The sequence below is a fragment of the Lactobacillus sp. UMNPBX19 genome (assembly GCF_002553805.1).
Taxonomy (GTDB): Bacteria; Bacillota; Bacilli; order Lactobacillales; family Lactobacillaceae; genus Lactobacillus.
Genome location: NZ_PCYR01000017.1, coordinates 1 through 23506 on the forward strand (window position 1 = coordinate 1; position 23506 = coordinate 23506).

Annotated in this window: 21 protein-coding genes; 19 read left to right on the forward strand and 2 right to left on the reverse strand. The window is 35.7% G+C overall.

Annotated features, from left to right (window positions below):
• The first annotated feature begins 145 nt into the window (after positions 1-145).
• The 16 genes from mutS (at position 146) to trxA (ending at position 19142) form a co-directional block, all read left to right on the forward strand.
• The gene (gene mutS, locus CP370_RS06075; protein ID WP_012845721.1) at positions 146-2719 is read left to right on the forward strand and encodes a DNA mismatch repair protein MutS; all 2574 of its coding nucleotides are present in this window, start codon (positions 146-148) and stop codon (positions 2717-2719) included.
• 5 nt (positions 2720-2724) lie between these two features.
• Positions 2725-4617: a DNA mismatch repair endonuclease MutL gene (mutL, locus tag CP370_RS06080; protein ID WP_087713235.1), complete on the forward strand. Its 1893-nt coding sequence runs from the start codon at positions 2725-2727 to the stop codon at positions 4615-4617.
• A gap of 5 nt (positions 4618-4622) precedes the next feature.
• On the forward strand, positions 4623-5201 hold the full coding sequence (gene ruvA / locus CP370_RS06085; RefSeq protein WP_011161604.1) for a Holliday junction branch migration protein RuvA: 579 nt from the start codon (positions 4623-4625) through the stop codon (positions 5199-5201).
• 28 nt (positions 5202-5229) lie between these two features.
• Positions 5230-6249, forward strand: a complete 1020-nt coding sequence (ruvB, locus tag CP370_RS06090; protein ID WP_004895679.1) for a Holliday junction branch migration DNA helicase RuvB — start codon at positions 5230-5232, stop codon at positions 6247-6249.
• 60 nt (positions 6250-6309) lie between these two features.
• Positions 6310-6765, forward strand: a complete 456-nt coding sequence (gene yajC / locus CP370_RS06095) for a preprotein translocase subunit YajC (protein ID WP_087713234.1) — start codon at positions 6310-6312, stop codon at positions 6763-6765.
• Between the two features lie 97 nt (positions 6766-6862).
• The gene (gene zwf / locus CP370_RS06100; protein WP_087713233.1) at positions 6863-8311 is read left to right on the forward strand and encodes a glucose-6-phosphate dehydrogenase; all 1449 of its coding nucleotides are present in this window, start codon (positions 6863-6865) and stop codon (positions 8309-8311) included.
• Positions 8311-9432 (forward strand): DNA polymerase IV, encoded by a 1122-nt coding sequence (gene dinB, locus CP370_RS06105; protein ID WP_004895676.1) that lies wholly within the window; start codon positions 8311-8313, stop codon positions 9430-9432. Before zwf ends, dinB begins: the two co-directional genes overlap by 1 nt.
• Before the next feature lie 37 nt (positions 9433-9469).
• Positions 9470-10435, forward strand: coding sequence for a bifunctional oligoribonuclease/PAP phosphatase NrnA (locus CP370_RS06110; RefSeq protein WP_004895675.1), 966 nt, complete (start codon positions 9470-9472; stop codon positions 10433-10435).
• Positions 10419-11804 (forward strand): DEAD/DEAH box helicase, encoded by a 1386-nt coding sequence (locus CP370_RS06115; protein WP_087713232.1) that lies wholly within the window; start codon positions 10419-10421, stop codon positions 11802-11804. Before CP370_RS06110 ends, CP370_RS06115 begins: the two co-directional genes overlap by 17 nt.
• Positions 11805-12035: 231 nt before the next feature.
• Positions 12036-14684: an alanine--tRNA ligase gene (gene alaS, locus CP370_RS06120; protein ID WP_011161609.1), complete on the forward strand. Its 2649-nt coding sequence runs from the start codon at positions 12036-12038 to the stop codon at positions 14682-14684.
• Between the two features lie 54 nt (positions 14685-14738).
• Complete coding sequence (locus tag CP370_RS06125) at positions 14739-14996, forward strand: IreB family regulatory phosphoprotein (RefSeq protein WP_003647717.1); 258 nt, start codon at positions 14739-14741, stop codon at positions 14994-14996.
• A complete protein-coding gene (gene ruvX / locus CP370_RS06130; protein ID WP_004895672.1) occupies positions 14996-15427 on the forward strand; it encodes a Holliday junction resolvase RuvX in 432 nt (143 codons plus the stop codon). The genes CP370_RS06125 and ruvX overlap by 1 nt, the downstream gene beginning before the upstream one ends.
• Before the next feature lies 1 nt (position 15428).
• Positions 15429-15743, forward strand: coding sequence for a DUF1292 domain-containing protein (locus tag CP370_RS06135; RefSeq protein WP_087713231.1), 315 nt, complete (start codon positions 15429-15431; stop codon positions 15741-15743).
• A 57-nt stretch (positions 15744-15800) separates the two neighbouring features.
• Entirely contained in the window at positions 15801-16343 is a 543-nt protein-coding gene (locus CP370_RS06140) for a CvpA family protein (protein WP_087285107.1), read from the forward strand.
• 42 nt (positions 16344-16385) lie between these two features.
• Positions 16386-18752, forward strand: a complete 2367-nt coding sequence (locus CP370_RS06145) for an endonuclease MutS2 (RefSeq protein ID WP_087713230.1) — start codon at positions 16386-16388, stop codon at positions 18750-18752.
• 78 nt (positions 18753-18830) lie between these two features.
• Positions 18831-19142: a thioredoxin gene (gene trxA / locus CP370_RS06150; RefSeq protein WP_004895668.1), complete on the forward strand. Its 312-nt coding sequence runs from the start codon at positions 18831-18833 to the stop codon at positions 19140-19142.
• A gap of 82 nt (positions 19143-19224) precedes the next feature.
• Here trxA and CP370_RS06155 read toward each other — a convergent pair whose 3' ends face one another.
• A complete protein-coding gene (locus CP370_RS06155) occupies positions 19225-19620 on the reverse strand; it encodes a YslB family protein (protein WP_004896796.1) in 396 nt (131 codons plus the stop codon).
• Positions 19621-19716: 96 nt separating this feature from the next.
• Here CP370_RS06155 and murI point away from each other — a divergent pair, with 96 nt between their 5' ends.
• The 3 genes from murI to CP370_RS06170 all read left to right on the forward strand — a co-directional run bounded on the left by murI (position 19717) and on the right by CP370_RS06170 (position 22474).
• Positions 19717-20517 carry a glutamate racemase gene (murI, locus tag CP370_RS06160; RefSeq protein ID WP_087713229.1) on the forward strand — a complete coding sequence of 267 codons (801 nt, stop codon included), beginning with the start codon at positions 19717-19719 and terminating at the stop codon, positions 20515-20517.
• 2 nt (positions 20518-20519) lie between these two features.
• The gene (locus CP370_RS06165) at positions 20520-21140 is read left to right on the forward strand and encodes an XTP/dITP diphosphatase (protein WP_087713228.1); all 621 of its coding nucleotides are present in this window, start codon (positions 20520-20522) and stop codon (positions 21138-21140) included.
• Positions 21141-21295: 155 nt separating this feature from the next.
• Complete coding sequence (locus CP370_RS06170; protein ID WP_087713227.1) at positions 21296-22474, forward strand: acetate/propionate family kinase; 1179 nt, start codon at positions 21296-21298, stop codon at positions 22472-22474.
• 45 nt (positions 22475-22519) lie between these two features.
• On the opposite strand, the gene CP370_RS06175 is transcribed toward CP370_RS06170, so the two are convergent.
• On the reverse strand, positions 22520-23416 hold the full coding sequence (locus CP370_RS06175; RefSeq protein WP_087713226.1) for a mechanosensitive ion channel family protein: 897 nt from the start codon (positions 23414-23416) through the stop codon (positions 22520-22522).
• Between the last annotated feature and the right edge of the window lie 90 nt (positions 23417-23506).

A 23506-nucleotide genomic window follows, 5' to 3' on the forward strand; every position in this document is an offset into this window, starting at 1 on the left:
AAAGGAAATCATCGTTCTTTTTTCATGTCTTAGGAATTAGTTTTTTCCCAGACACTTTTTTTGCGCCACAAGAGTTAACATTTTTAAGTGATTTTTACGTTATAATAGAACATAGGTTTTTGGAAGAAAGGATATTTGGTAACGAATGGCAAAAAAAGATACGACACCAATGATGAAGCAATATTACGAAATTAAGGAACAATATCCCGATGCGTTTTTGTTTTATCGTGTGGGTGATTTCTATGAATTATTTGAAGATGATGCAATCAAAGGCGCACAAATTCTAGAATTAACCTTAACTCATCGTTCAAATAAAACTAAAAATCCAATTCCAATGGCAGGCGTGCCTCATTTAGCTGTGGATACTTACGTTAATACTTTAGTAGAAAAAGGCTATAAAGTAGCGCTTTGTGAACAACTTGAAGATCCGAAAAAAGCTAAAGGGATGGTTAAACGCGGAATTATTCAATTAATTACGCCAGGTACCATGATGCAAGAGCGGCCAGATCAAGCAAAAGACAGCAACTATTTAACTTCTGTTATTTCTACAAATTCTGGCTTCGGTTTAGCCTACAGTGACTTATCCACTGGGGAAACTTTTTCCACTCATCTAGCTGACTTTGAAGGAGTAGCAAACGAATTATTATCCCTTCAAACACGAGAAGTTGTGTATAACGGCCACTTAACTGACTTAAATAAGGATTTTTTGAAGAAGGCTAACATTACTGTTTCTGAACCTGTTGAAGTTGAAGGTGAACATGCAGAAATTTCTTACGTAGCTCAAAACTTAACTAATGACGCTGAAATTAAAGCTACTAAGCAACTCGTCGCATATCTTCTTTCAACCCAAAAGCGTAGCTTAGCACACTTACAAGTGGCTCAAAGCTACGAACCAACGCAATACTTACAAATGTCTCACACGGTTCAAACTAATTTAGAGTTAATTAAGTCAGCTAAAACATCTAAGAAGATGGGTTCTTTATTTTGGCTTTTAGATAAGACTAGTACTGCCATGGGTGGACGGTTATTAAAATCTTGGATTGAACGACCACTTCTTTCAGTTACAGAAATTACGCGTCGTCAAGAAATGGTTCAAGCCCTTCTTGATGATTACTTTACCCGTGAAAAAGTTATCGACAGCTTAAAAGGTGTGTATGACTTAGAACGATTAACTGGTCGAATTGCCTTTGGTTCAGTTAATGCACGTGAAATGCTTCAATTAGCGCATTCTTTAGGTGCAATTCCTGAAATTTTGAATGCACTGCTTGAAACAAGTAATCCACATCTGCAAAACTATGCTAAACAAATTGACCCACTAAAAGGGATTCATGACCTAATCGTCAACACTATTGTGGATAATCCACCACTTCCAACTACAGAAGGTGGATTAATTAGAGAGGGCGTTTCAGAACAATTAGACCGCTACCGCGATGCCATGAATAATGGTAAGAAGTGGCTATCTGAAATGGAGAGTCATGAACGTGAAGTAACTGGAATCAATAATCTAAAAGTTGGTTATAACAAGGTCTTTGGCTACTATATTGAAGTTACAAATTCGAATAAGAGTAAGGTGCCAACTGATCGCTACACTAGAAAGCAGACTCTAACCAATGCAGAACGTTACATTACGCCTGATTTAAAGGAACATGAAGCTTTAATTTTAGAAGCTGAGGCAAAATCAACTGGTCTAGAATATGATTTATTTGTAAAGCTGAGAGAAGATGTTAAAAAGTACATCCCTGCCTTGCAAAAACTAGCTAAACAAATTGCAAGTCTAGATGTTTTAACTAATTTTGCGACAGTCAGTGAACAAAATAATTATGTTCGTCCTAACTTTGCGACTGATAAGCAAGAAATTAATGTAGTTAATGGACGCCACCCAGTTGTTGAACAAGTTATGACTGCAGGTAGCTACATTCCAAATGACGTGAAGATGGATCAAGATACTAATATTTTCTTGATTACGGGACCAAATATGTCTGGTAAATCAACCTATATGCGTCAGATGGCTTTAATAGCAATTATGGCGCAGATTGGTTCTTTTGTTCCAGCCGATAGTGCAACCTTACCAATTTTTGACCAAATTTTTACTCGAATTGGTGCAGCAGATGATTTGATTTCTGGCCAGAGTACTTTTATGGTAGAAATGAGCGAAGCAAACGACGCTTTGCAACATGCAACTAAGCGGTCGCTAGTTTTGTTTGATGAAATTGGCCGAGGTACAGCTACTTATGATGGGATGGCGCTTGCTGGAGCAATTGTTAAATACCTTCATGATAAGGTTGGCGCAAAGGCCTTGTTTGCTACACACTACCATGAATTAACTGATTTAGATCAAACGCTTAAGCATTTGAAGAATATTCATGTAGGAGCAACAGAAGAAAATGGAAAGTTAATTTTCTTACACAAGATTCTTCCAGGACCTGCCGATCAATCTTATGGTATTCATGTTGCGCAATTAGCAGGTTTACCACACAAGGTTTTGCGTGAAGCAACAACAATGCTTAAGCGGTTAGAAAAGCAAGGCGCTAGTGAACTGCAACCAGCTAGTGAACAACTTGATCTCTTTGTTCCTGAAGAAGCGAGTGCACCAGCAATTTCAGATGATGAAAAAGATGTATTAGATGAGATTCAAAATGTGTATCTTGCTGACAAGACACCTCTCCAAGTTATGGAATTAGTGGCTCAGTGGCAGCAGGAATTGAAGGATAAGGACTGAGAATCATGAGTAAAATTCATGAACTGTCACCTGAACTAACTAATCAGATTGCAGCTGGTGAAGTTATTGAAAGACCAGCGAGTGTTGTAAAAGAATTATGTGAAAATTCTCTTGATGCCGGAAGCAAGCGAATCAGAATTGACTTTATTGACGCTGGGTTAAAGCAAATTACAGTTCAAGATAATGGTAGCGGAATTGCTAAAGATCAAATTGATTTAGCTTTTACTCGTCACGCAACTAGTAAGATCGCGACTGAACGGGACCTATTTAATATTTCTACTTTAGGATTTCGCGGAGAAGCTTTAGCCTCAATTGCAGCTGTTTCTCATGTAGAAGTAACGACAAGTAATGATAATTTAGGTGGCGTTCGAGCAATCTTTTCGGGTAGTGAAAAGAAGCTTCAAGAAGATGCAGCTTCGCCTAAAGGAACCAAAATTACAGTTAGCGACTTATTCTTTAATACGCCAGCTCGTTTAAAATATTTGCGCTCTGAAAGAACTGAAATTTTAAAGATTGTTGATATTGTTAACCGTTTAGCTTTAGGACATCCAGACGTTTCGTTTACCTTAACTAACAATGGCAAAGTCTTGTTGAAGACTAATGGACGTGATGATTTAAGGCAAGATATAGCTAATATTTATGGTCGGCAGCTTGCTGAAAAGATGAACATCCTTAAGGGAGATAGTCCGGATTTTAAGATTAGCGGCCTAATTTCTGACCCTAATACTACTCGTTCAAATCGTAACTTTATTTCCTTATTGTTAAATGGACGCTATATCAAAAACTACCGGTTAACCCAAGCAATTATGGCTGGCTATGGCAATAAATTAAGACCGCGTCGTTATCCGATTGCAGTAGTAAAGATTGAACTTGATCCACTTCTAGTTGATGTCAATGTTCATCCAACTAAGCAAGAAGTGCGTTTGTCAAAGGAACAAGAGTTAGAGCGTCTGTTAACTACTAGTATTTCTGAAGCCTTAGAAAAAAATAATCAGCTTGATTCAGGGTTAAATAATTTATTAACGCCTAAAAAATCAACTAATATTGACCAATTGAAATTCAACTTAAATAAGGATGTAGTTAATACTGCTCGTCCTGTTGAATTTACTCCGCAAGTTGAAGCTGACCAAAGTGCCGAAGTGCATGAAACTGCTGCTAATTTTGTTAGCTTAGACCAGGTGCGTAATGATGATAAATATGTGATTACGGCAACTTGGGATCACAATGTAAATCAACAAGTACAATTGAGTCCTTTTGATGAAGAAAAAGATATTCAAGGAAAAGATGATAGTATTATCTCATCTGGAGATGAAATTTTAGCTAATAATCTACCTGAACTGACTTATATGGGACAAACTAAGTCTTATTTGATTGCTCACCATGAGGAAGATCTGTATTTAATTGATCAGGTTAACGCATATCGCCGTTTAGCTTATGATCAAATTCTTCAAGATTTAAATAGTGAAAATATTTCTCAGCAAGGTCTTCTTAGTCCCTTAATTTTGGACTTTAGCAATGTTGATTATTTGAAATTAAAAGAAAATCTAGAAAATCTTCAAGAATTTGGCTTATTTTTAGAAGATTTTGGTCAAAATAGCCTGATCTTGAGAACATATCCTATGTGGCTTCAGCCAGATGTGGAAAAAAATGTCCGGATGATTTTGGACTTATATTTAAATCAAACTGAGCATGATATTTCTAAGCTTAAAACGCAAATTGCTGGCGAAATAACTATGCGTCAAAGTGCTAGAAGAAGAATGCTCAATCCAGTTGAAGCACAAGAGTTGTTAAAAGAATTAAGAAATAGTAGTGATCCTTATCAGGATTTTGAAGGAAAAATAATTATTATCCAGTTAAGCGAAAATGATCTTAACAAGATGTTTAAAAAAGATGAGTAGGTAAAATGTTTGAATATCTCAAGGGAATAGTGACAAAAATTGATCCAGCTTATATCGTTCTAGATGTAAACGGAGTTGGCTATAAGATTCTTTGTCCCACTCCTTATAGTTATGATGAAAATCAACCGGCAACAATTTACGTTGAGCAAGTTGTAAGAGATACCGGAATTACTTTATATGGTTTTTTGTCTTTAGAAGATAAAGAATTATTTTTAAAATTATTAAGCGTTTCAGGAATTGGACCTAAGTCTGCTGTGGCAATTATGGCTGCTGAAGATACTGATTCTTTGGCTAGTGCAATTCAAAATGGTGAAGTAAAATACCTGACTCGTTTCCCAGGAGTAGGAAAAAAGACTGCTTCCCAGATTGTCTTAGACTTGAAGGGAAAACTAGGCGACTATGTAAAAAAATCAACTGCTGCTGCCGATCTTACTCCAAGTCTGCAAGATGCTTTACTTGCCTTAGTAGCACTTGGTTATACCCAAAAAGAAGTTGATCGAATTACGCCAAAATTAGCAAAATTACCTGAAAATACTGCTGATGGTTACGTTAAGGAAGCATTAGCTTTACTACTTAAGAAATAAAATTTAGAAATTAATTGATGATAGGGAAGTGAAAGATGTGAACGAGGAAGAACGAATTATAGGAGCAGAAAGCAGTGAAGAAGATGAAACAATCGAATTATCGCTGCGTCCGCAACTACTTGCTCAATATATTGGACAAGATAAAGTTAAGAGCGAGATGAAAATCTACATTAAGGCAGCAAAACAACGTGATGAAGCTTTAGATCATGTTCTTTTGTATGGACCTCCTGGATTAGGTAAGACTACTTTGGCCTTTGTAATTGCTAATGAAATGGGGGTTCATTTAAAGAGTACATCCGGACCAGCAATTGAAAAGGCTGGAGACTTAGTAGCGCTGCTTTCAGAATTGAATCCGGGGGATGTTCTATTCATTGATGAGATCCACCGTTTAGCAAAACCCGTGGAAGAAGTTCTCTATTCAGCAATGGAAGACTTTTATATCGACATTGTTGTTGGAGAAGGTCAAACAACACATGCAGTCCATGTACCGCTACCTCCTTTTACTTTAATTGGGGCAACCACTAGAGCCGGTCAATTGTCTGCACCGCTAAGAGATCGTTTTGGAATTATTGAACACATGCAGTATTATTCTGTTGAAGATTTGGAAAAAATAATTCAAAGATCTAGTGTAGTCTTTAATACAAAGATTGATCCTGAAGCAGCAATTGAACTAGCGCGTCGCTCTCGTGGAACGCCTCGTGTTGCTAACCGCTTGCTTAAACGTGTGCGTGATTTTGCTGAAGTAAAGGGTGAAGAAGCTATTTCTTTAGTAACAACTAAGCATTCACTTCATTTGTTAGAAGTTGACGATGAAGGACTAGATCAGACAGACCGGAAACTTTTAAGAATGATGATTGAAAACTATGGCGGCGGTCCAGTTGGAATTAAGACAATTGCAGCTAATGTAGGGGAAGATACAGATACAATTGAAGAAGTATATGAACCGTACTTACTGCAAAAAGGTTTTATTACTCGAACTCCTCGAGGCAGAAGCGTTACACAAAAAGCTTATCTACAATTAGGTTATCCGCCAAAAGATGAAAAGTAAGTTTTTAGTTAAGCTAAAAATACGGTATAATTATTATTTGAATGTTAATTAATAAAAATAATGAGGTGTAATACTTTGAATACATTTTTCTTAGCACAAAGTGCTGCTGGTATGAATAATATTTTTCTGATCATTGCAATGATTGCAATTTTTGTTTTCTTCTATTTCTCAATGATCAAGCCACAAAAAAAGCAGCAACAAGAACGTATGAAGATGATGTCTGAACTTAAGAAGGGCGACCAAGTAATTATGGTTGATGGTCTTCATGGTAAAGTTGATTCAATTAATGATAGTGATAAGACTGTCGTTATTGATGCAGACGGAATCTTTTTAACATTTGAAAGAATGGCTATTCGTCGTGTTCTTCCAACTGCTGCAGCTCCTACACAAGACCTTAAGTCTAATGAAGCTAAAGAAGAAAAAGTTGAAACTGAAGAAAAGACTGTTGAAAAAGACAGTAAGCCAGAAGAAAAAGCTACTGATACAACTGAAAACACTAATTCAGAAGAAAAATAAAAAACGTCCGCAAGGACGTTTTTTATTTTTTTATTGTCATGACTAGTATTGTAAAATAGAATTGGTAAAGTTAATTTTTATTAAGTAGGTAGTTAGAATGAAAAATATTCCAGTTGTTATGATTATTTTTGGCGGTTCCGGGGATTTGGCTCATAGAAAGCTTTATCCAGCTCTATTTAATTTGTATCAAAAAGGTTTAATTCATGATCATTTTGCTGTAATTGGTACAGCTAGAAGACCTTGGAGCCATGAATATTTGCAAGAACAAGTAGTTGAAGCTGTTAAAGAAAGCTGTGACAACTTTGATGAAAAAGAAGCAAAAGAATTCGCTTCACATTTTTATTACCAGTCTCACGATGTAACTGATATTGGTCACTACATTGCCTTAAAAGAATTAGCAGCTAAACTTGATGAAAAATATCAAGCAGAAGGAAATCGAATTTTCTACATGGCTATGGCACCAAGATTTTTTGGTACAATTGCTACTCACATTAATGATCAAAAATTGCTTGGTAGCGGCTTTAACCGTTTAGTAATTGAAAAGCCATTTGGTCATGATTTAGCTTCAGCAGAAAAGTTAAACCGAGAAATTGGCGAAAGTTTTGATGAAGAGTCGGTGTATCGAATTGACCACTATCTTGGAAAAGAAATGGTTCAAAATATTATGCCTCTAAGAATGACTAATCCAATTGTTAAGAATATCTGGAATAATGACTATATCGCAAATATGCAAGTAACTTTAGCAGAAAGTCTAGGAGTAGGGACTCGTGGTGGTTACTACGAAACATCTGGTGCTTTACGTGATATGGTTCAAAACCATATTTTCCAAATTATTACACTTTTAGCTATGCCTGAGCCTAAAGGACTTGATTCAGACCATATTCACCAAGCTAAACAAGAATTATTAGATAGCCTAGTAATTCCAACTCCAGAAATGGTTAAAAGGCATTTCTCACGGGGACAATATTTGGCTGATGATAATGAAGTAGAGTATTTAAAGGCTGATCAAGTTGCACCAGACTCTAAAGTGGAAACATTTGTAGCTGGAGAAGTTAAATTCAAAAAGGGTCCAGTAGCTGATGTGCCAATTTACTTTAGAACTGGTAAGAAAATGAAGGATAAGGTTTCTCGCATTGATATTGTTCTTCACCATATGAATAATTTATACGATAGTGCACATTCAAATAATATCTCAATTATTATTGATCCGATTAGTGAAATCTATTTCACAATTAATGGAAAGAAGATTACCTCTGAAGGGTTAAAAAGAGAAAACCTTAGTTATAAGTTTTCTAAGGAAGAAATGGAGCAAGTTCCAGATGGCTATGAACGATTGCTTCATGATGTGTTTGTAGCAGATAGAACTAACTTTACTCATTGGTCAGAATTGAAGCAATATTGGAAGTTCGTTGATGCAGTTGAAGATGCTTGGCAAGATGAAAATAAAGATGTTAAGCAGCTTGAACAATATCCAAGTGGTAAGTTCGGTACGGAATCAAGTAATCATATTTTTGAAAAAGATAGCGAGAATTGGATTTACCGCTAATGGATTTACTGCCTAAAAACAATACGAGCCGTAAGATTATTCATATTGATATGGATGCCTTCTATGCTTCAGTAGAAATGCGGGATAATCCATCAATTAGAAATAAAGCTGTCTTAATTGGTGGAGATCCGAAGAAAAATAAGGGTCATGGGGTTGTAGCGACAGCGAATTATATTGCCCGGCGTTATGGAGCTCATTCAGCGATGCCGACGGCTAAGGCGGTAAGATTAATACCAGCAGAGAAGTTGGTAATTATTCAACCAAATTTTGAAAAATATCGTGCTGTATCAGCTGAAATTCATCAATTGATGCATAAGATAACTGATCGCGTAGAATCTGTTGCGTTAGATGAAGCATATTTAGATGTTACTGAAAATAAGCTTAATTTAACCGATCCAGTTCGTATTGCCGCTTTACTTCAGGAAAGAATCTATCAAAAAATTGGTTTGACTAGTTCATTTGGGGTCTCTTATAACAAGTTTTTAGCTAAGATGGGCTCAGAATATGCCAAGCCTTTTGGGAGAACTGTAATTAAACCAGAAGGTGCTCGCGATTTTTTGGCAAAACAACCAATAAAGAACTTCCCTGGTATTGGACCAAAGACCCAAGAAAAACTGGCAGAGATGGAGGTTTATACTGGGGCCGATCTAAGAAAAATTCCAACTGATATTTTAATTAAAAAATTTAATCGAATGGGTTATCTCATGGCGCAGCATGCGCATGGTATTGACTTAAGAAGTGTCGTGACTGATTCAGAAAGAAATAGAAAGTCAATTGGCATTGAACGTACTTTTCATCAAAATTTATTTGATGAAAATACTGCTTTAACAAAATTGCGGTCATATAGTAGAGAACTTGAAAAAAGCTTAAAGGAGCGCCACTTTCTTGCAAATTGTGTTGTCTTAAAAGTACGCGATGCTAATTTTAAGACAATTACTAAAAGAAGGAAGCTAAAGCAGGGCACTAATGATAAAATTGTTATCTACGATACTGGGCGTGCTTTGTTTGCGACAGAAAAAAGCATGCTTTCAACTGGAATCCGGCTTTTAGGCCTTACTGTTACTGATTTTGAAGAGCATCCCGTTGAGAATATATCGCTAGAAATTTTTGATAATGAGTAATGATAAAATAAAAAGAAAAATTTAGGAGAAAAAATTAATGGCAACTTTTGATGAAATTTATGAAAAGATAAAAGAATATCCAACAATTATTTTGCACCGTCACACTAGTCCAGACCCAGATGCAATTGGTTCTCAAGCTGGTTTGGCTAGATCTTTGAGACTAGCTTTCCCTGATAAAAAGATCCTTTGTGCTGGTGAAAATGATGAAGGTGACTTAATTTGGATTAACAAGATGGATGAGGTTAAGCCAGAAGACTACAAGGGTGCTTTAGTTATTACAACCGATACTGCAAATACTCCTCGTATTTCTAACAAAAATTATGACAAAGGTGATCTTCTAATTAAGATTGACCACCACCCAGATGTAGATCCATACGCAGATATGAGCTATGTTGATCCAGATGCACCAGCTGCTTCTGAAATTATTTTTGATTTCTTAAAAGCAGAAAACTTACCAATTACTAAGGAAGTTGCAGCAGCTTTATATGCAGGTATTGTAGGTGATACGGGAAGATTTATGTATCCTGAAACTTCAGCTCATACTTTTGATGTTGCGGCTGAATTAACTAAAACTGGAATTAATATTACCGATATTGCTAGAGAAATTGCTGATGTTACTTTTGATGAAGCAAAATTACAAGCTTTAGCAATGGATAAGATGGATATTGATCCAGTTGGGGCTGCTTATACAATTTTGATGCAAGATGATTTGAAGAAGATGGGGTTAACTGACGATCAAGCAAATGTTGCTGTTTCAACTCCTGGTCGAATTAAAGATGTTTTAGCTTGGAATGTATTTGTAGAAAAGCCAGATGGAACTTTCCGCGTTCATTATCGTTCAAAGGGACCTGTTATTAACCATTTAGCTGAACAGCACGATGGTGGAGGTCATGCCCTAGCATCTGGAGCTAATGCAAAAGACATGGATGAAGTAAAACAAGTCTTTAATGAAGTAGTAGAAGTAACAAAGAAGTATAAAGAAGAACATGGCACAAACAAGTAGTATATTTCAAAATGAAAAAATCCGGCCAGAACTACAAGCCGGATTAGAAAAAATTAATTTTAAGAAACCGACTAAAGTACAGTCTTCGGTTATTCCAGCACTTTTAAATAAAAAGAATGTTGTAGTGCAAGCTGCAACGGGATCTGGAAAGACTCATGCTTATTTGATTCCAATTTTGAATATGATTGATGAGAACGCACCTGTAACACAAGCAATTGTTACTGCACCGAGTCGTGAATTGGCTAATCAATTATATAAAGTTGCGCGTCAGTTAAGGGATGCTAGTGGTTTAAATATTTCAATTGAATATTTAGGCGGTGGAAATGACCGTAATCGCCAAATTGAAAAGGCTGAAAGTAGAGCTCCACAATTAATTATTGCAACCCCTGGTCGTTTACATGATTTTGCATCCAAAAAGTTTATTAACTTGGAGAATGTAAAAGCTTTTATTATCGATGAAGCTGACATGACTTTAGATATGGGCTTTTTAAGTCAAATGGATGAAATTATGTCTAAGTTGGAAAAAAAAGCAGTCTTAGGTGCATTTTCAGCCACGATCCCTGTTAAGCTCGAAAACTTTTTAAGAAAGTACATGTCAAAGCCAGAATTTATCGTTATTGACAATCCGGCAATTATTGCGCCAACGATTCAAAATGATTTAATTGACGTAGGTTCAAGAGACAAGAGATCAATTTTGTATAAGTTATTAACAATGGGACAGCCATATTTAGCCCTTGTTTTTGCTAATACGAAAAAGACTGTTGATGAATTAACGGACTACCTTGAAGAACAAGGCCTTAAAGTGGCAAAAATTCATGGTGGAATTACTGAACGCGAACGAAAGAGAATTATTCGTCAAGTTAGAGAAGGACAATATCAATACGTCGTAGCTAGTGACTTAGCTGCTCGTGGAATTGATGTACCCGGTGTTAGCTTAGTTGTTAACTATGAAATTCCAAAAGACTTAGAATTTGTAATTCACCGAATTGGTCGAACAGGCAGAAACGGGCTTGAAGGACATGCCATTACCTTAATCTATGATGATGAAATGAGTCAGATTGAGGACTTAGAAAAATTGGGTATTCATTTTGACTTTAAAGATCTTAGAAATGGTGAATTAGTTGAAAGAACTCACTATCACAGAAGAGATAATCGTCAAACGCGCAACCATAAACTTGATAACCGCATGATTGGTATGGTTAAGAAAACCAAGAAAAAAGTAAAGCCAGGCTACAAGAAGAAGATTAAACAGGCCATTCAAAAAGATCGTCAGCAAAAACGTAAGCTTGAAGAACGTCATCAAATTAGAAAAGCAAAGCGTAAACGTAAGCGTGAACGTGAGCAAGCACGTAGTAATTTTGACAACTAGAAAATTTGTAGTAAAATAAAGCACGTTTAGGACATATTATTAAAGTATTTTCTTCAAAGAGAGGACTGCTTGGTGAGAAGGTCTAGAAAATATTTAGTAATGCTACCTAAGATAATTAGAGAAATAAATATTTAAAGAGGTAACAAACACTGTTGCAATCAAGGTGGTACCGCGCTGGGAGCGTCCTTGTTTTATGCAATAGTGTTTTTTATATTTGTAGGAGAACTTTTTATGAAACAATTGACTAGTTCACAAGTACGTCAAATGTTCTTGGACTTTTTTAAAGAGCATGGCCACATGGTTATGCAAAGTGCATCATTAATTCCACAAGATGATCCAACCTTGTTATGGATTAACTCTGGTGTTGCTACAATGAAGAAATACTTTGATGGTTCCGTTGTGCCTAAGAATCACCGAATTACTTCTTCTCAAAAATCAATTAGAACTAACGATATTGAAAACGTTGGTAAAACCGCTCGTCACCAAACTTTCTTTGAAATGCTTGGTAACTTCTCAGTTGGGGATTACTTTAAAAAAGAAGTTATTCCTTGGGCTTGGGAATTTTTGACTAGTCCAAAATGGTTAGGTCTTGATCCAGATAAGCTTTACGTAACTGTTTATCCTAAGGATACTGAAGCATACCACATGTGGCACGATGTTGTTGGTTTACCTGAAGACCATATTGTTAAGCTAGAAGATAACTTCTGGGATATTGGTGAAGGTCCATGTGGTCCTGACTCAGAAATTTTCTATGATCGTGGTCAAGAAAATAACGATGTGGCTGAAGACGATCCAGAAAACTTCCCAGGTGGAGAAAATGCTCGCTACCTTGAAATTTGGAACATCGTATTTTCACAATTTAACCACTTACCAAATGGTAAATATGTTGACCAACCACATAAAAATATTGATACCGGTATGGGATTAGAACGTGTAGTATCAATTATTCAAGATGCTCCAACTAACTTCGAAACTGATTTATTTATGCCAATCATTAAGGAAACTGAAAAGTTAAGTGATGGCAAGAAGTATGCCGCAAATAAAGAAGATGATGTTGCATTTAAGATTATTGCTGACCATGTTCGTGCAGTAAGCTTTGCGATTGCTGACGGTGCACTTCCTTCAAACTCAGGACGTGGATATGTTTTACGTCGTTTAATTAGACGTGCTGACTTAAACGGTCAACGTTTAGGTATTAAAGGTGCATTCTTGTACAAATTAGTACCTGTAGTTGGCGAAATTATGAAGAGCCACTATCCAGAAGTTGTTGACCAACAAGCATTCATTCAAAAAGTAATTAAGAACGAAGAAGAAAGATTCCAAGTAACTCTTTCATCTGGTCTAAACTTACTTGATAATATCATTGCTGAAGCTAAGAAGAGCGATGATAAGACTATTTCTGGTAAAGATGCCTTCAAGTTATTCGATACTTACGGCTTCCCATATGAATTAACTTTTGAAGCTGCTCAAGATGCAGGTCTTAAGATTGATAAAAAGGGCTTTGATGAAGAAATGAAAGCTCAAAAGGAACGTGCTCGTAAAGCTCGTGGTAACTTGCAATCAATGGGTTCACAAGATGTTACTTTGATGAATATCAAAGATAAGAGTGAATTTGAATATGGTACTTTAGAAGAAAAGCATGCCAAATTAATTGATATTGTTGTTGATGACAAGTTAGTTGATAAGGCAGATGGTGAACATGCAACTTTAATCTTTGATAAAACTCCATTTTACGCAGAGCGTGGTGGACAAGTTGCTGATCACGGTGAAATTTTGAACCAAAATGGTGAATTAGTTGCTCGTGTAACTGATGTACAACATGCACCAAATGATCAAAACTTGCACTTTGTAGATGTTATTTTGCCACTTGAAAAGGGACAAGAGTATGTCTTGAAAGTTGATCAAAAACGTCGTCGCGGCTTAAAGCATAACCATACTGCTACTCACTTATTGCATGCAGCTTTACGTGAAGTTTTAGGTACTCATACTCACCAAGCTGGATCTTTAGTTGAACCAGATTACTTACGTTTTGACTTTACAAGCTTAGAGCCAATGACTAAGAAAGAAATTGCCAGTGTTGAAAAGTTAGTTAATGAAAAGATTTGGGAAGAAATTCCAGTCAAGACCACTGTTACCGACCCAGATACTGGTTTAAAGATGGGCGCCTTAGCATTATTTGGTGAAAAATATGGTGACACAGTTCGTGTTGTTCAAATCGATGACTTCTCCACTGAATTTTGTGGTGGTACACACTGTGAAAATACTGATCAAATCGGTATGCTAAAGATTGTTTCTGAGTCTGCTGTTGGTGCTGGCACTCGTAGAATTATCGCTGTTACCGGCCCAGAAGCTTACAAGTATGTAACAGACCGTGACGAAATCTTGAAAGAAGTTCAAGATGAAGTTAAGGCAACTAAGGCTGAAGACGTAGTTAATAAGATTTCTTCTATCGAAGATGATTTACGTGCAAGCCAAAAAGAAGCTGAACAATTAAAGGCTCAAATTAATAAGGCAAAAGCTGGCGATCTCTTTAATGACATTAAGCAAGTTAAAGATTTAACTGTAATTGCTGCGCAAGCTGATGTTGAAGGCATGAATGATTTACGTGAACTTGCTGACAACTGGAAGAGCAGCAATAAATCTGATGTTTTAGTCTTAGCTGCTGAAGTGAATGGTAAAGCTAATATGGTAATTAGCTTAGATGATAAGGCTATTAAAGCAGGCCTTAAGGCTGGCGATTTGATTAAAACTGCTGCTCCAATCTTTGGTGGTGGCGGTGGTGGCCGTCCAAATATGGCACAAGCCGGTGGTAAGAATCCAGCAGGATTAAAAGATGCTATCGCTAAAGTGTTACAAGAAGTTGAAGAAAAACAAAATTAATTGAGTTCGTTCGATATTTCAAGTAAAATTAAGAAGAATAGGAGGAATTTTATTATGAGTTCGCTAGATAAAACAATGCATTTTGACTTTAACCAAAATAAGGGTAAGAATGTATACGATACTCTACAAGACGTATACAATGCACTTGAGGAAAAGGGCTATAGCCCAATTAATCAAATTGTTGGTTATTTACTTTCAGGCGACCCTGCATATATTCCTCGGCATAATGATGCACGTAATTTGATCTTGAAACATGAGCGTGATGAAATTATTGAGGAATTGGTTAAGAGTTATTTAGGTAAAAATAAATAATGCGATTACTTGGACTTGATGTTGGCTCTAAAACTGTCGGTGTTGCAATCAGTGACCCTTTGGGAATTACCGCTCAAGAGCTTGAAACAATTAAGATTGACGAAAGCAAGTTTAGCTTTGGTCTGCGTCAGATTAGAAAAATTGTACGTAAATATGATGTTGAAGGCTTTGTTTTAGGTTTACCTAAAAACATGGATGGTAGTAGTGGACGTTCGGTAGAAAGAAGTAAACAGTATGGTGAGCGCTTGAAAGAAAAGTTTGACCTACCTGTTTATTACATGGATGAACGCCTTACAACAGTGCAAGCTGATCGAATTTTAGTTGAAGAAGCTGGCGTCCATGATCGTGTTGAACGAAAAAAGGTTATTGACCAAATGGCTGCTGTTTTAATTTTGCAAAACTATTTAGAAGCAACCAGAAAGGATAATTAAAATGAGTGAAAAAATTAACGCTAACCAAGATAATGATCGCCAAATTACTTTAGTTGACGATCAAGGTAATGAAGAATTATTTGAAATCTTATTTACTTTTACATCTGAAGATTATGGTAAATCTTACGTTTTACTATATCCAGCAGCTGTTAGTGACGATGATGATGTTGAAGTACAAGCTTTCAGCTATGATGCAGATGCAGATGGCGATGTAACTAGTTCTGACTTACATGAAATCACAGATGATGATGAGTGGAACATGGTACAAGGAGTTTTAAATACATTTTTGTCAGACGATCGCTTAAGCGGCGAATAATCTTCAAAAAAGACTGGCGATTGAAGCTAGTCTTTTTTGCTTAATCAAGGATGAGCAATGATTTCTTTTTTCATTTTATTAATTTTTATCTATTGTTGTTATGTAGGCTATCGGCGTGGTGTAGTATATGAAGGCTTAGCAGCTGGTGGATATGTAATCGGGCTAATTTTAGCCACTTTATTGTATAAACCATTTAGTAACTTTTTAAATTTGTGGGTTCCATATCCATCCGCAAATGATCGAAGCAGCTTTGCTTTCTTTGATAAAACTACGGGATTAACCTTAGATAAATCATTTTATGCAGCAATTGCTTTTTCAATTATTTTGTTGATTGTTTGTTGCTTATGGCGTTTTGTGATGCTAGGGTTTAATCAATTAAGATATGTTACGGTAAACTCTAACCTAAATCTCTGGGGAAGTTTAATTATTTCTTTTATTGTGACACAGATTAGTGTTTATTTGCTTTTGTTTATTTTAGCCACAATTCCTAATGATGGTTTGCAAAATATGCTGGGGCATTCTATTTTAGCAAGTGGTATCTTGCATTTTTCTCCTGGAATTTCCCAAGTTTTTATAAATTTATTTATTACAACAATATAAAAAATGGTCCCAACTCTGGGGCCTTTTTGCTAGGTGGAATATATGAACTCTAAAATTATTGAAAAATTAGAATATAATCGCATAATTAAACAATTAAGTGATTTGGCTATTACAGCACCTGCAAAAGAGCAGGCTTTAACGTTAATGCCAAGTAGTAATTTTGATGAAGTAAAAAAATCAATTGATCAAACTAGGGTCCTTTCTAATATTTTACGAGTTAAAGGACCAATGCCGATAACTGACTTTAAAGATGTTAGAGCTAGTTTGAAGCGTTTGAAGGTCAAGGCAAATTTAAATGGGGAAGAATTAGGTAATATTTTTCTAATTCTTAGCTTAGCTAAAGATGTTTCTCAGTTTACTGCTGACTTAGAAGAGCGTGAAATTGATACCCGACCGATTGAAAAAACTCTTAAAAATTTAGCAATTCCAGAAGACTTATTTAAGAAGTTGAATCAGGCAATTGAATATGACGGAACTGTTAAGGATACAGCTTCTTCTAAGTTAATGCAGCTGCGACATGATATTCAAAGCAATGAAACTGATATTAAAAATCACATGAATGATTATATCAGTGGAAAGCATACACAATATTTGTCAGAAAATATCGTAACCATCAGAGATGGTCGCTATGTATTACCTGTAAAACAAGAATATAAGAATAAATTCGGTGGAGTTGTTCATGATCAAAGTGCCAGTGGACAGACTTTATTTGTTGAGCCACAAGCAGTTTTAGTTCTTAATAACCGACAGCAAAATTTAATGGCTCAAGAGCGTCAGGAAATCAACCGTATCTTAATTGAATTATCAGAACTTGCTGGTATGTATCAAAAAGAAATAAAAAATAATGCGGATGCATTAACACAATTAGACTTTTTAAGTGCTAAAAGCAAATTAGCTAAAGCAATGAAAGCTACAGAACCAGTCTTAAATCAAGATCATGTCATTAAGTTGAGAAAGGCTCGACACCCATTAATTAGTCCTAAAAAAGTTGTTCCTAATAATATTGAACTAGGAACTAGCTTTGATACTATGCTGATTACGGGCCCTAACACAGGTGGTAAGACTATCACGCTGAAGACTTTAGGGCTGCTACAATTGATGGCTCAAGCGGGATTATTCATCACAGCTGAAGAAGGCAGTCAATTAACTGTTTTTAATGAAATTTACGCCGATATTGGGGATGAGCAATCTATTGAACAGTCATTAAGTACTTTCTCATCACATATGGACCAAATTATAAAAATAATGAAAAATGTAACTGAGGATGATTTGGTTTTAATTGATGAATTGGGAGCCGGAACTGATCCTGAAGAAGGAGCTAGTCTAGCGATCGCTATTTTAGATGATTTACGGGGAGCACAAGCTAAAATTGCGATTACTACACACTATCCGGAATTAAAGCTCTATGGCTATAATCGTGCAAGAACTACGAATGCCTCAATGGAATTTGACTTAAAGAAACTTGCTCCAACGTATCGTTTGAGAATTGGTATCCCTGGACAAAGTAATGCCTTTGCCATTGCACATCAATTAGGGATGAATGAAACTGTAGTCGACAAGGCTAGAAGTTTGATGAATGACGAAGATAGTGATATTAATAAGATGATTGAACGATTGACGGAGCAGACTAAGGCTGCTGAGCAACTTCATGAAACTTTAAAGCAAAATGTTGACCAAAGTATCACTTTGAAGCATCAACTCCAGAATGGTCTTGACTGGTATAATCAACAAGTACAAAAGCAACTTGAAAAAGCTCAAGAAAAAGCTGATGAAATGCTTGCTAAGAAGCGTCAAAAAGCTGATAAGATCATCAATGATCTTGAAGAACAAAGAAGAGCTGGTGGTCAAGTTAGAACCAATAAAGTTATTGAAGCTAAAGGTGCTTTAAATAAACTTGAGCGTGAAAATCAAAGCTTGGCCCAGAACAAGGTCTTGCAACGTGAAAAGCGGCGTCATGATGTAAGTGTTGGTGATACTGTGAAAGTTCTATCTTATGGACAACAAGGTGTAATTACAAAGAAACTTGCTGATCATGAATTTGAAGTTCAAATTGGCATTTTGAAAGTTAAAGTCACTGATCGGGATGTTGAAAAGATTAGTACACAAGCTGCTCCTAAGAAGGCAGAAAGAGCTGTTCGCTCGAGTCGTGGCCTTCGTTCTACGCGTGCAAGTAGTGAGCTCGACTTAAGAGGACAACGCTATGAAGAAGCTCTAACTAACTTAGATCGCTACATCGATTCTTCCCTCTTAGCTGGTTTAAATACCGTCACAATTATCCATGGAATTGGAACTGGGGCAATTAGAAATGGTGTGCAACAATACTTGAAGCGAAATAGGCATGTAAAGAGCTATAGTTATGCGCCTGCTAACCAGGGTGGAACTGGAGCGACAATCGTTCAGTTACAGTAAGCAATATACTTGCAAAAAGTAAGTAATTCTACTAAACTATACTTATAATTTAAAGAATTTATTTGTGAGGTAATAACAATGGTTGATGAAATTACAGATGCAACTTTTGAAGAAGAAACTAGCGAAGGCGTTGTTTTAATTGATTTTTGGGCAACTTGGTGTGGTCCATGTAAGATGCAATCACCAGTTATTGACCAACTTTCTGAAGAAATGGATGATGTAAAATTCACCAAAATGGATGTTGATCAAAACCAAGAAACTGCTCGTAACTTAGGAATTATGGCAATCCCAACTTTATTAATTAAGAAAGATGGAAAGATTGTTGACCGTTTAACTGGTTATACTCCTAAGGAAAAACTTGAACAAATTTTAGATCAATATACTGACTAATATAAATAACAAAAACCGGGTAAGCCTCTGTATTGAGACTTACCCGGTTTTTATTATTGCTATTATCTTACTTGGTTAATAGTTAGTCAGATTGCGCAGTGATTTGAACTACATGCTTTTTAGTAACAGTAGCTGAAGCTTCAGTTGGAGTACCATTTTGGCGCTCTAAACATTCCGCAATAATTCCACTTTCAAGTGAAAATTCATCACTTTGGCTATCCAGTCGATCAGTTACGACTTGGCCGGATAATTCAAAAACTGCGGTATGTTTGCGATCTTTAAGTACTTTTAAAGTTCCAAATTGAGCCATATCGAAAAATTCGATTAAATCATCGATATCTGATAAATCATATTTACGACTAACATGTTTTCCGGCCCAGTAAAGAATTTCTTTATCTTCGCTACCTAAAATGGTAGGTAAGATAAAATCACGATATAATGAATTTAAAAAATAAAGATGTTCGTTTGTATGTTCCATGCTTTCATTTCCTTTTGTCTTCTATATCATTTTAACTTAAAATAGGTGGAGTAGAAAAGAGAATTTAATCATCATTTATTTAAAGGAGTTTTTTTAATGGATAATCGACCAATTGGAGTTTTAGATTCAGGATTAGGCGGCTTAACCGTTTTAAAAAAAGTAATTGAAAAAATGCCTAATGAGTCAACAATTTTTATTGGCGACCAGGCTAATATGCCGTATGGGGATCGCTCAAGAGAAGAAATTATTTCTCTAACTCGCGATAGTGTAAACTTCTTATTAAGTAAAGATGTAAAAATTATTATTTTTGGTTGTAACACAGCAACCGCTGTAGCAATGTCAACTATTCGGAAAGAAATACCACTACAGATAATTGGTGTTGTTCAATCTGGTGCTTTAGCTGCAGCAAGAACTACAGAGACTAAAAATGTAGCTGTAATTGGTACTAAGGCCACTGTGGATAGTCATTCTTATTTAAAGGAAATTCAGTATCGTGATCCAGAAATTAAGGTCAGTGAATTTGCTCAGCCTAAATTGGCACCACTAGCTGAAGAAGATCCCGATGAAGATACTAAGAATGCAGTTGTTAGCGAAAGTTTAACTCCATTGAAAAATGCTGATTATGATACCTTAGTTTTGGGATGTACCCATTATCCTTTATTGAGAGAAGAAATTGTAGCTGTCGTGGGTCAAGATAAAAAAATTGTAGATCCAGCTGATCAAGTGGCACAATATACCTATAATGTTTTGCGACGTGATGATTTATTTGCTGAGAGTACTGCTCCGGTAAAACATGACTACTATACAACTGGAGAAGCAAAGAAGTTTACTGAAATTACCCGTCAATGGATGAATGATGACACGATAATTGGTCATCATGTAAATGCTGAGGATTAAAAATGGATACTTTATTATTTGCAACTAACAATAAAAATAAGGCTAGAGAAGTTGAAGAGGCCTTAAAAAAAATAAATTTTCCTATTCATGTAATTACTAATCAGGACCTAACTGATCCTCCTCATGTTCTAGAAACTGGGACAACATTTTTAGCTAATGCAAAACTAAAAGCTCATAAAATGGCGGAGTTCAGTAATTTACCAACTCTTGCTGATGATTCAGGTTTATCAGTTGATAAATTAAACGGAGCTCCTGGAGTTCATTCTGCTCGCTACGGAGGCGAAGCTCATAATGATGCCTTAAATAATGCAAAATTATTGGCTGAACTAGGCGGTGTTCCCCGAGAGAAAAGACAAGCTACTTTTCATACAACTATGGTAGTTTCGTGGCCAGGTAGATTTGATGATGATTTAGTAACGCAAGGTGAAATTAGAGGCGAAATTTTGACTTATCCGCGAGGGGATGGTAATTTTGGCTATGATCCACTTTTCTTTGTTCCTGATAAGGGGAAGACATTTGCTGAAATGACAGTAGATGAAAAAAATGCTATTTCTCACCGTGGCCAAGCTTTAAGAAAATTACTTGCTGAGCTACCAACTTGGTGGAAAAAAATGAATAATTAAGAGTTATTTAAAAGACTTAGTTCTGATATTTTATTGGAATTAAGTCTTTTTGTTATTTATATGTTAAATAATATCTTTTATTTATATATGAAAGCGCTATACTAAAAATGAAAGAATAATTATATAAGTTTAAGTAGATTTCGAGGTTATAGCATATGAAAAAAGTTCTGGCGATTAATTCTGGAAGTTCGTCTTTCAAATATAAGTTATTTTCTTTTCCTAATGAAAAAGTAATTGCTTCGGGAATGGCCGATAGAGTAGGAAAAGAAAATGCTGTCTTTAAAATTAAGTTGAGTAATGGTCAAGAATATATAAAAAATCTGCCTATTCATAATCAAGAAGAGGCAGTTAAATTATTAATTGAAGATTTAAAAAAATTTCACGTAGTTGAAGATTTGCGAGAAATTAGTGGTGTTGGTCATAGAGTAGTAAATGGAGGAGAAATTTTTAAAGAATCCGTCCATGTTAAAGAAAAGGAACTACAGGAAATATTTGATCTGGGAGAGCTAGCACCGTTGCATAATATTCCAGAAGCAAATGGTATTAAGGCATTCATGAGGATCATCCCTAATGTACCTCAAGTAGCAGTTTTTGATACTTCATATCATCAAACTTTAGATCAGATTCATTATCTTTACTCCATTCCTTATGAGTATTATCAAAAATATGGTATTAGAAAGTATGGTGCGCACGGAATTTCAATTTCTTATGTGGCACAACGTGCGGCAAAAATGCTTAATAAGAATCCTAACTTAGTCAATCTGATTGTTTGTCATTTAGGATCTGGGGCTTCTGTTACCGCAGTAAAAAATGGAAAATCTTATGATACTTCAATGGGAATTAGTCCACTTACTGGGGTAACAATGGGAACTAGAAGTGGTGACTTTGACCCAGCTGCCTTACAACGTTTAATGCATAAAACTGGAATGAATATCGATGAAGCTGTTAAAGTTTTGAACTATAAATCAGGATTATTGGGGATTTCAGGTATATCTTCAGATATGAGAGATTTAATTGATAGCAAAGATAAACGTGCAAAGCTAGCTCGAAAGATATTTATTAATCGTGTAGTTAGGTATGTTGGTGCATATGCAGCTGAATTAAATGGTGTTGATGCAATCATATTTACCGCGGGAGTAGGAGAACATGATCCTAGCATTAGAGCAGGAGTGATGGCATCATTAAAATATTTAGGCCTAGATCCTGATTTTAAAGCTAATCGGACAGATGGAGAAAAGTTTATTTCTAAACCTAATTCAAAAGTAAAAGCAATGATTGTTCCTACTAACGAAGAATTAATGATAGCTCGTGAGGTAGTGCGAGTTTTGCAATAAAAAAAGATTAAGTAGGATTAGACAAAGGTCTAACTACTTAATCTTTTAAGAAGTAGTAGTATTTTCTTGTTTTGTAGGTATAGAACTAAATTTTATATCTTGTTGATTAAACTCTTTGATATAGGCGCTCAGATAAGCATTTTTTACCTGGCTTTGACTGTTAGTCACTACTTGAAAATGAATCTGGTAAGTAATACTTGAACCGGTTTGATTGATAATGCCAATAATTTGTGGTCCCTTTTTAATTTGATTTTTAAATTTATCTTTGAGTGCTGCATTTACTGTGTTAATTGCATGGTTAACATCGGTAAGATCGTTTTCAACAGATAAATTCAAATTAATGTTCATACTCCAACCAGAATGTGAACCATGAGTTAAATTTTCAACGATCGTAATGTTGCGATTAGGTATGTATATGACTGCACCATTGGTAGTCTTAAGACGGGTGTTACGTAATGTAAAAGAAAGAACAGTTCCAGTATAGGTGCCAATCTTGACAGTATCGCCAATGTTATATTCGCCCTCACTGAGAATATTTATTCCCGTTATTACGTCACTTACTAGGCCTTGTGCTCCCATCCCTAAAGCAAGAGAAACAAGTCCCACACTAGCGATAAGAGTGCCAACTGGAATACCTAGAAGTGTTAAAAGACTGTATAAATAAAACAAAAGAATTGTATATTGAAAAAGAGCAACACCAAGTTGAGCTAAAGTTCTTTTTCGACCAGTCATGTGTTCTTGAAACTTTGGATTTTTCAGTAAGTAGCGAGTTAATAAGCGTTTACCTATACGCCAAATCAAGAAAAAGATTCCAGTTGTAATTAGAATTTGAGTACCACGACTTAATAGCGTATGAAGTACACTATTCCAATCAATTAGAGAATCAACATTACTATTTTTTTTAGTTGTAGATGTTCCTTTTAAAATCGTTGACCAGTTCAAAACATCATCTCCTTAGCAATTTCTTTAAATAGTATATCAAAAAGTAAGGTACTATTTCATTGCTTGAGGGGAGGAATAATGCTAGACTTT

What these genes read in the sequence shown, in the direction of transcription:
- CP370_RS06140 (WP_087285107.1), top strand. Translation starts at nt 15,801, where the DNA reads ATGATTTCTTTTTTCATTTTATTAATTTTTATCTATTGTTGTTATGTA.
- ruvX (WP_004895672.1), top strand. Translation starts at nt 14,996, where the DNA reads ATGCGATTACTTGGACTTGATGTTGGCTCTAAAACTGTCGGTGTTGCA.
- dinB (WP_004895676.1), top strand. Translation starts at nt 8,311, where the DNA reads ATGGATTTACTGCCTAAAAACAATACGAGCCGTAAGATTATTCATATT.
- CP370_RS06125 (WP_003647717.1), top strand. Translation starts at nt 14,739, where the DNA reads ATGAGTTCGCTAGATAAAACAATGCATTTTGACTTTAACCAAAATAAG.
- CP370_RS06170 (WP_087713227.1), top strand. Translation starts at nt 21,296, where the DNA reads ATGAAAAAAGTTCTGGCGATTAATTCTGGAAGTTCGTCTTTCAAATAT.
- murI (WP_087713229.1), top strand. Translation starts at nt 19,717, where the DNA reads ATGGATAATCGACCAATTGGAGTTTTAGATTCAGGATTAGGCGGCTTA.
- CP370_RS06135 (WP_087713231.1), top strand. Translation starts at nt 15,429, where the DNA reads ATGAGTGAAAAAATTAACGCTAACCAAGATAATGATCGCCAAATTACT.
- CP370_RS06145 (WP_087713230.1), top strand. Translation starts at nt 16,386, where the DNA reads ATGAACTCTAAAATTATTGAAAAATTAGAATATAATCGCATAATTAAA.
- yajC (WP_087713234.1), top strand. Translation starts at nt 6,310, where the DNA reads ATGAGGTGTAATACTTTGAATACATTTTTCTTAGCACAAAGTGCTGCT.
- CP370_RS06110 (WP_004895675.1), top strand. Translation starts at nt 9,470, where the DNA reads ATGGCAACTTTTGATGAAATTTATGAAAAGATAAAAGAATATCCAACA.
- mutS (WP_012845721.1), top strand. Translation starts at nt 146, where the DNA reads ATGGCAAAAAAAGATACGACACCAATGATGAAGCAATATTACGAAATT.
- mutL (WP_087713235.1), top strand. Translation starts at nt 2,725, where the DNA reads ATGAGTAAAATTCATGAACTGTCACCTGAACTAACTAATCAGATTGCA.
- ruvA (WP_011161604.1), top strand. Translation starts at nt 4,623, where the DNA reads ATGTTTGAATATCTCAAGGGAATAGTGACAAAAATTGATCCAGCTTAT.
- trxA (WP_004895668.1), top strand. Translation starts at nt 18,831, where the DNA reads ATGGTTGATGAAATTACAGATGCAACTTTTGAAGAAGAAACTAGCGAA.
- CP370_RS06115 (WP_087713232.1), top strand. Translation starts at nt 10,419, where the DNA reads ATGGCACAAACAAGTAGTATATTTCAAAATGAAAAAATCCGGCCAGAA.
- CP370_RS06155 (WP_004896796.1), bottom strand. Translation starts at nt 19,620, where the DNA reads ATGGAACATACAAACGAACATCTTTATTTTTTAAATTCATTATATCGT.
- alaS (WP_011161609.1), top strand. Translation starts at nt 12,036, where the DNA reads ATGAAACAATTGACTAGTTCACAAGTACGTCAAATGTTCTTGGACTTT.
- zwf (WP_087713233.1), top strand. Translation starts at nt 6,863, where the DNA reads ATGAAAAATATTCCAGTTGTTATGATTATTTTTGGCGGTTCCGGGGAT.
- CP370_RS06165 (WP_087713228.1), top strand. Translation starts at nt 20,520, where the DNA reads ATGGATACTTTATTATTTGCAACTAACAATAAAAATAAGGCTAGAGAA.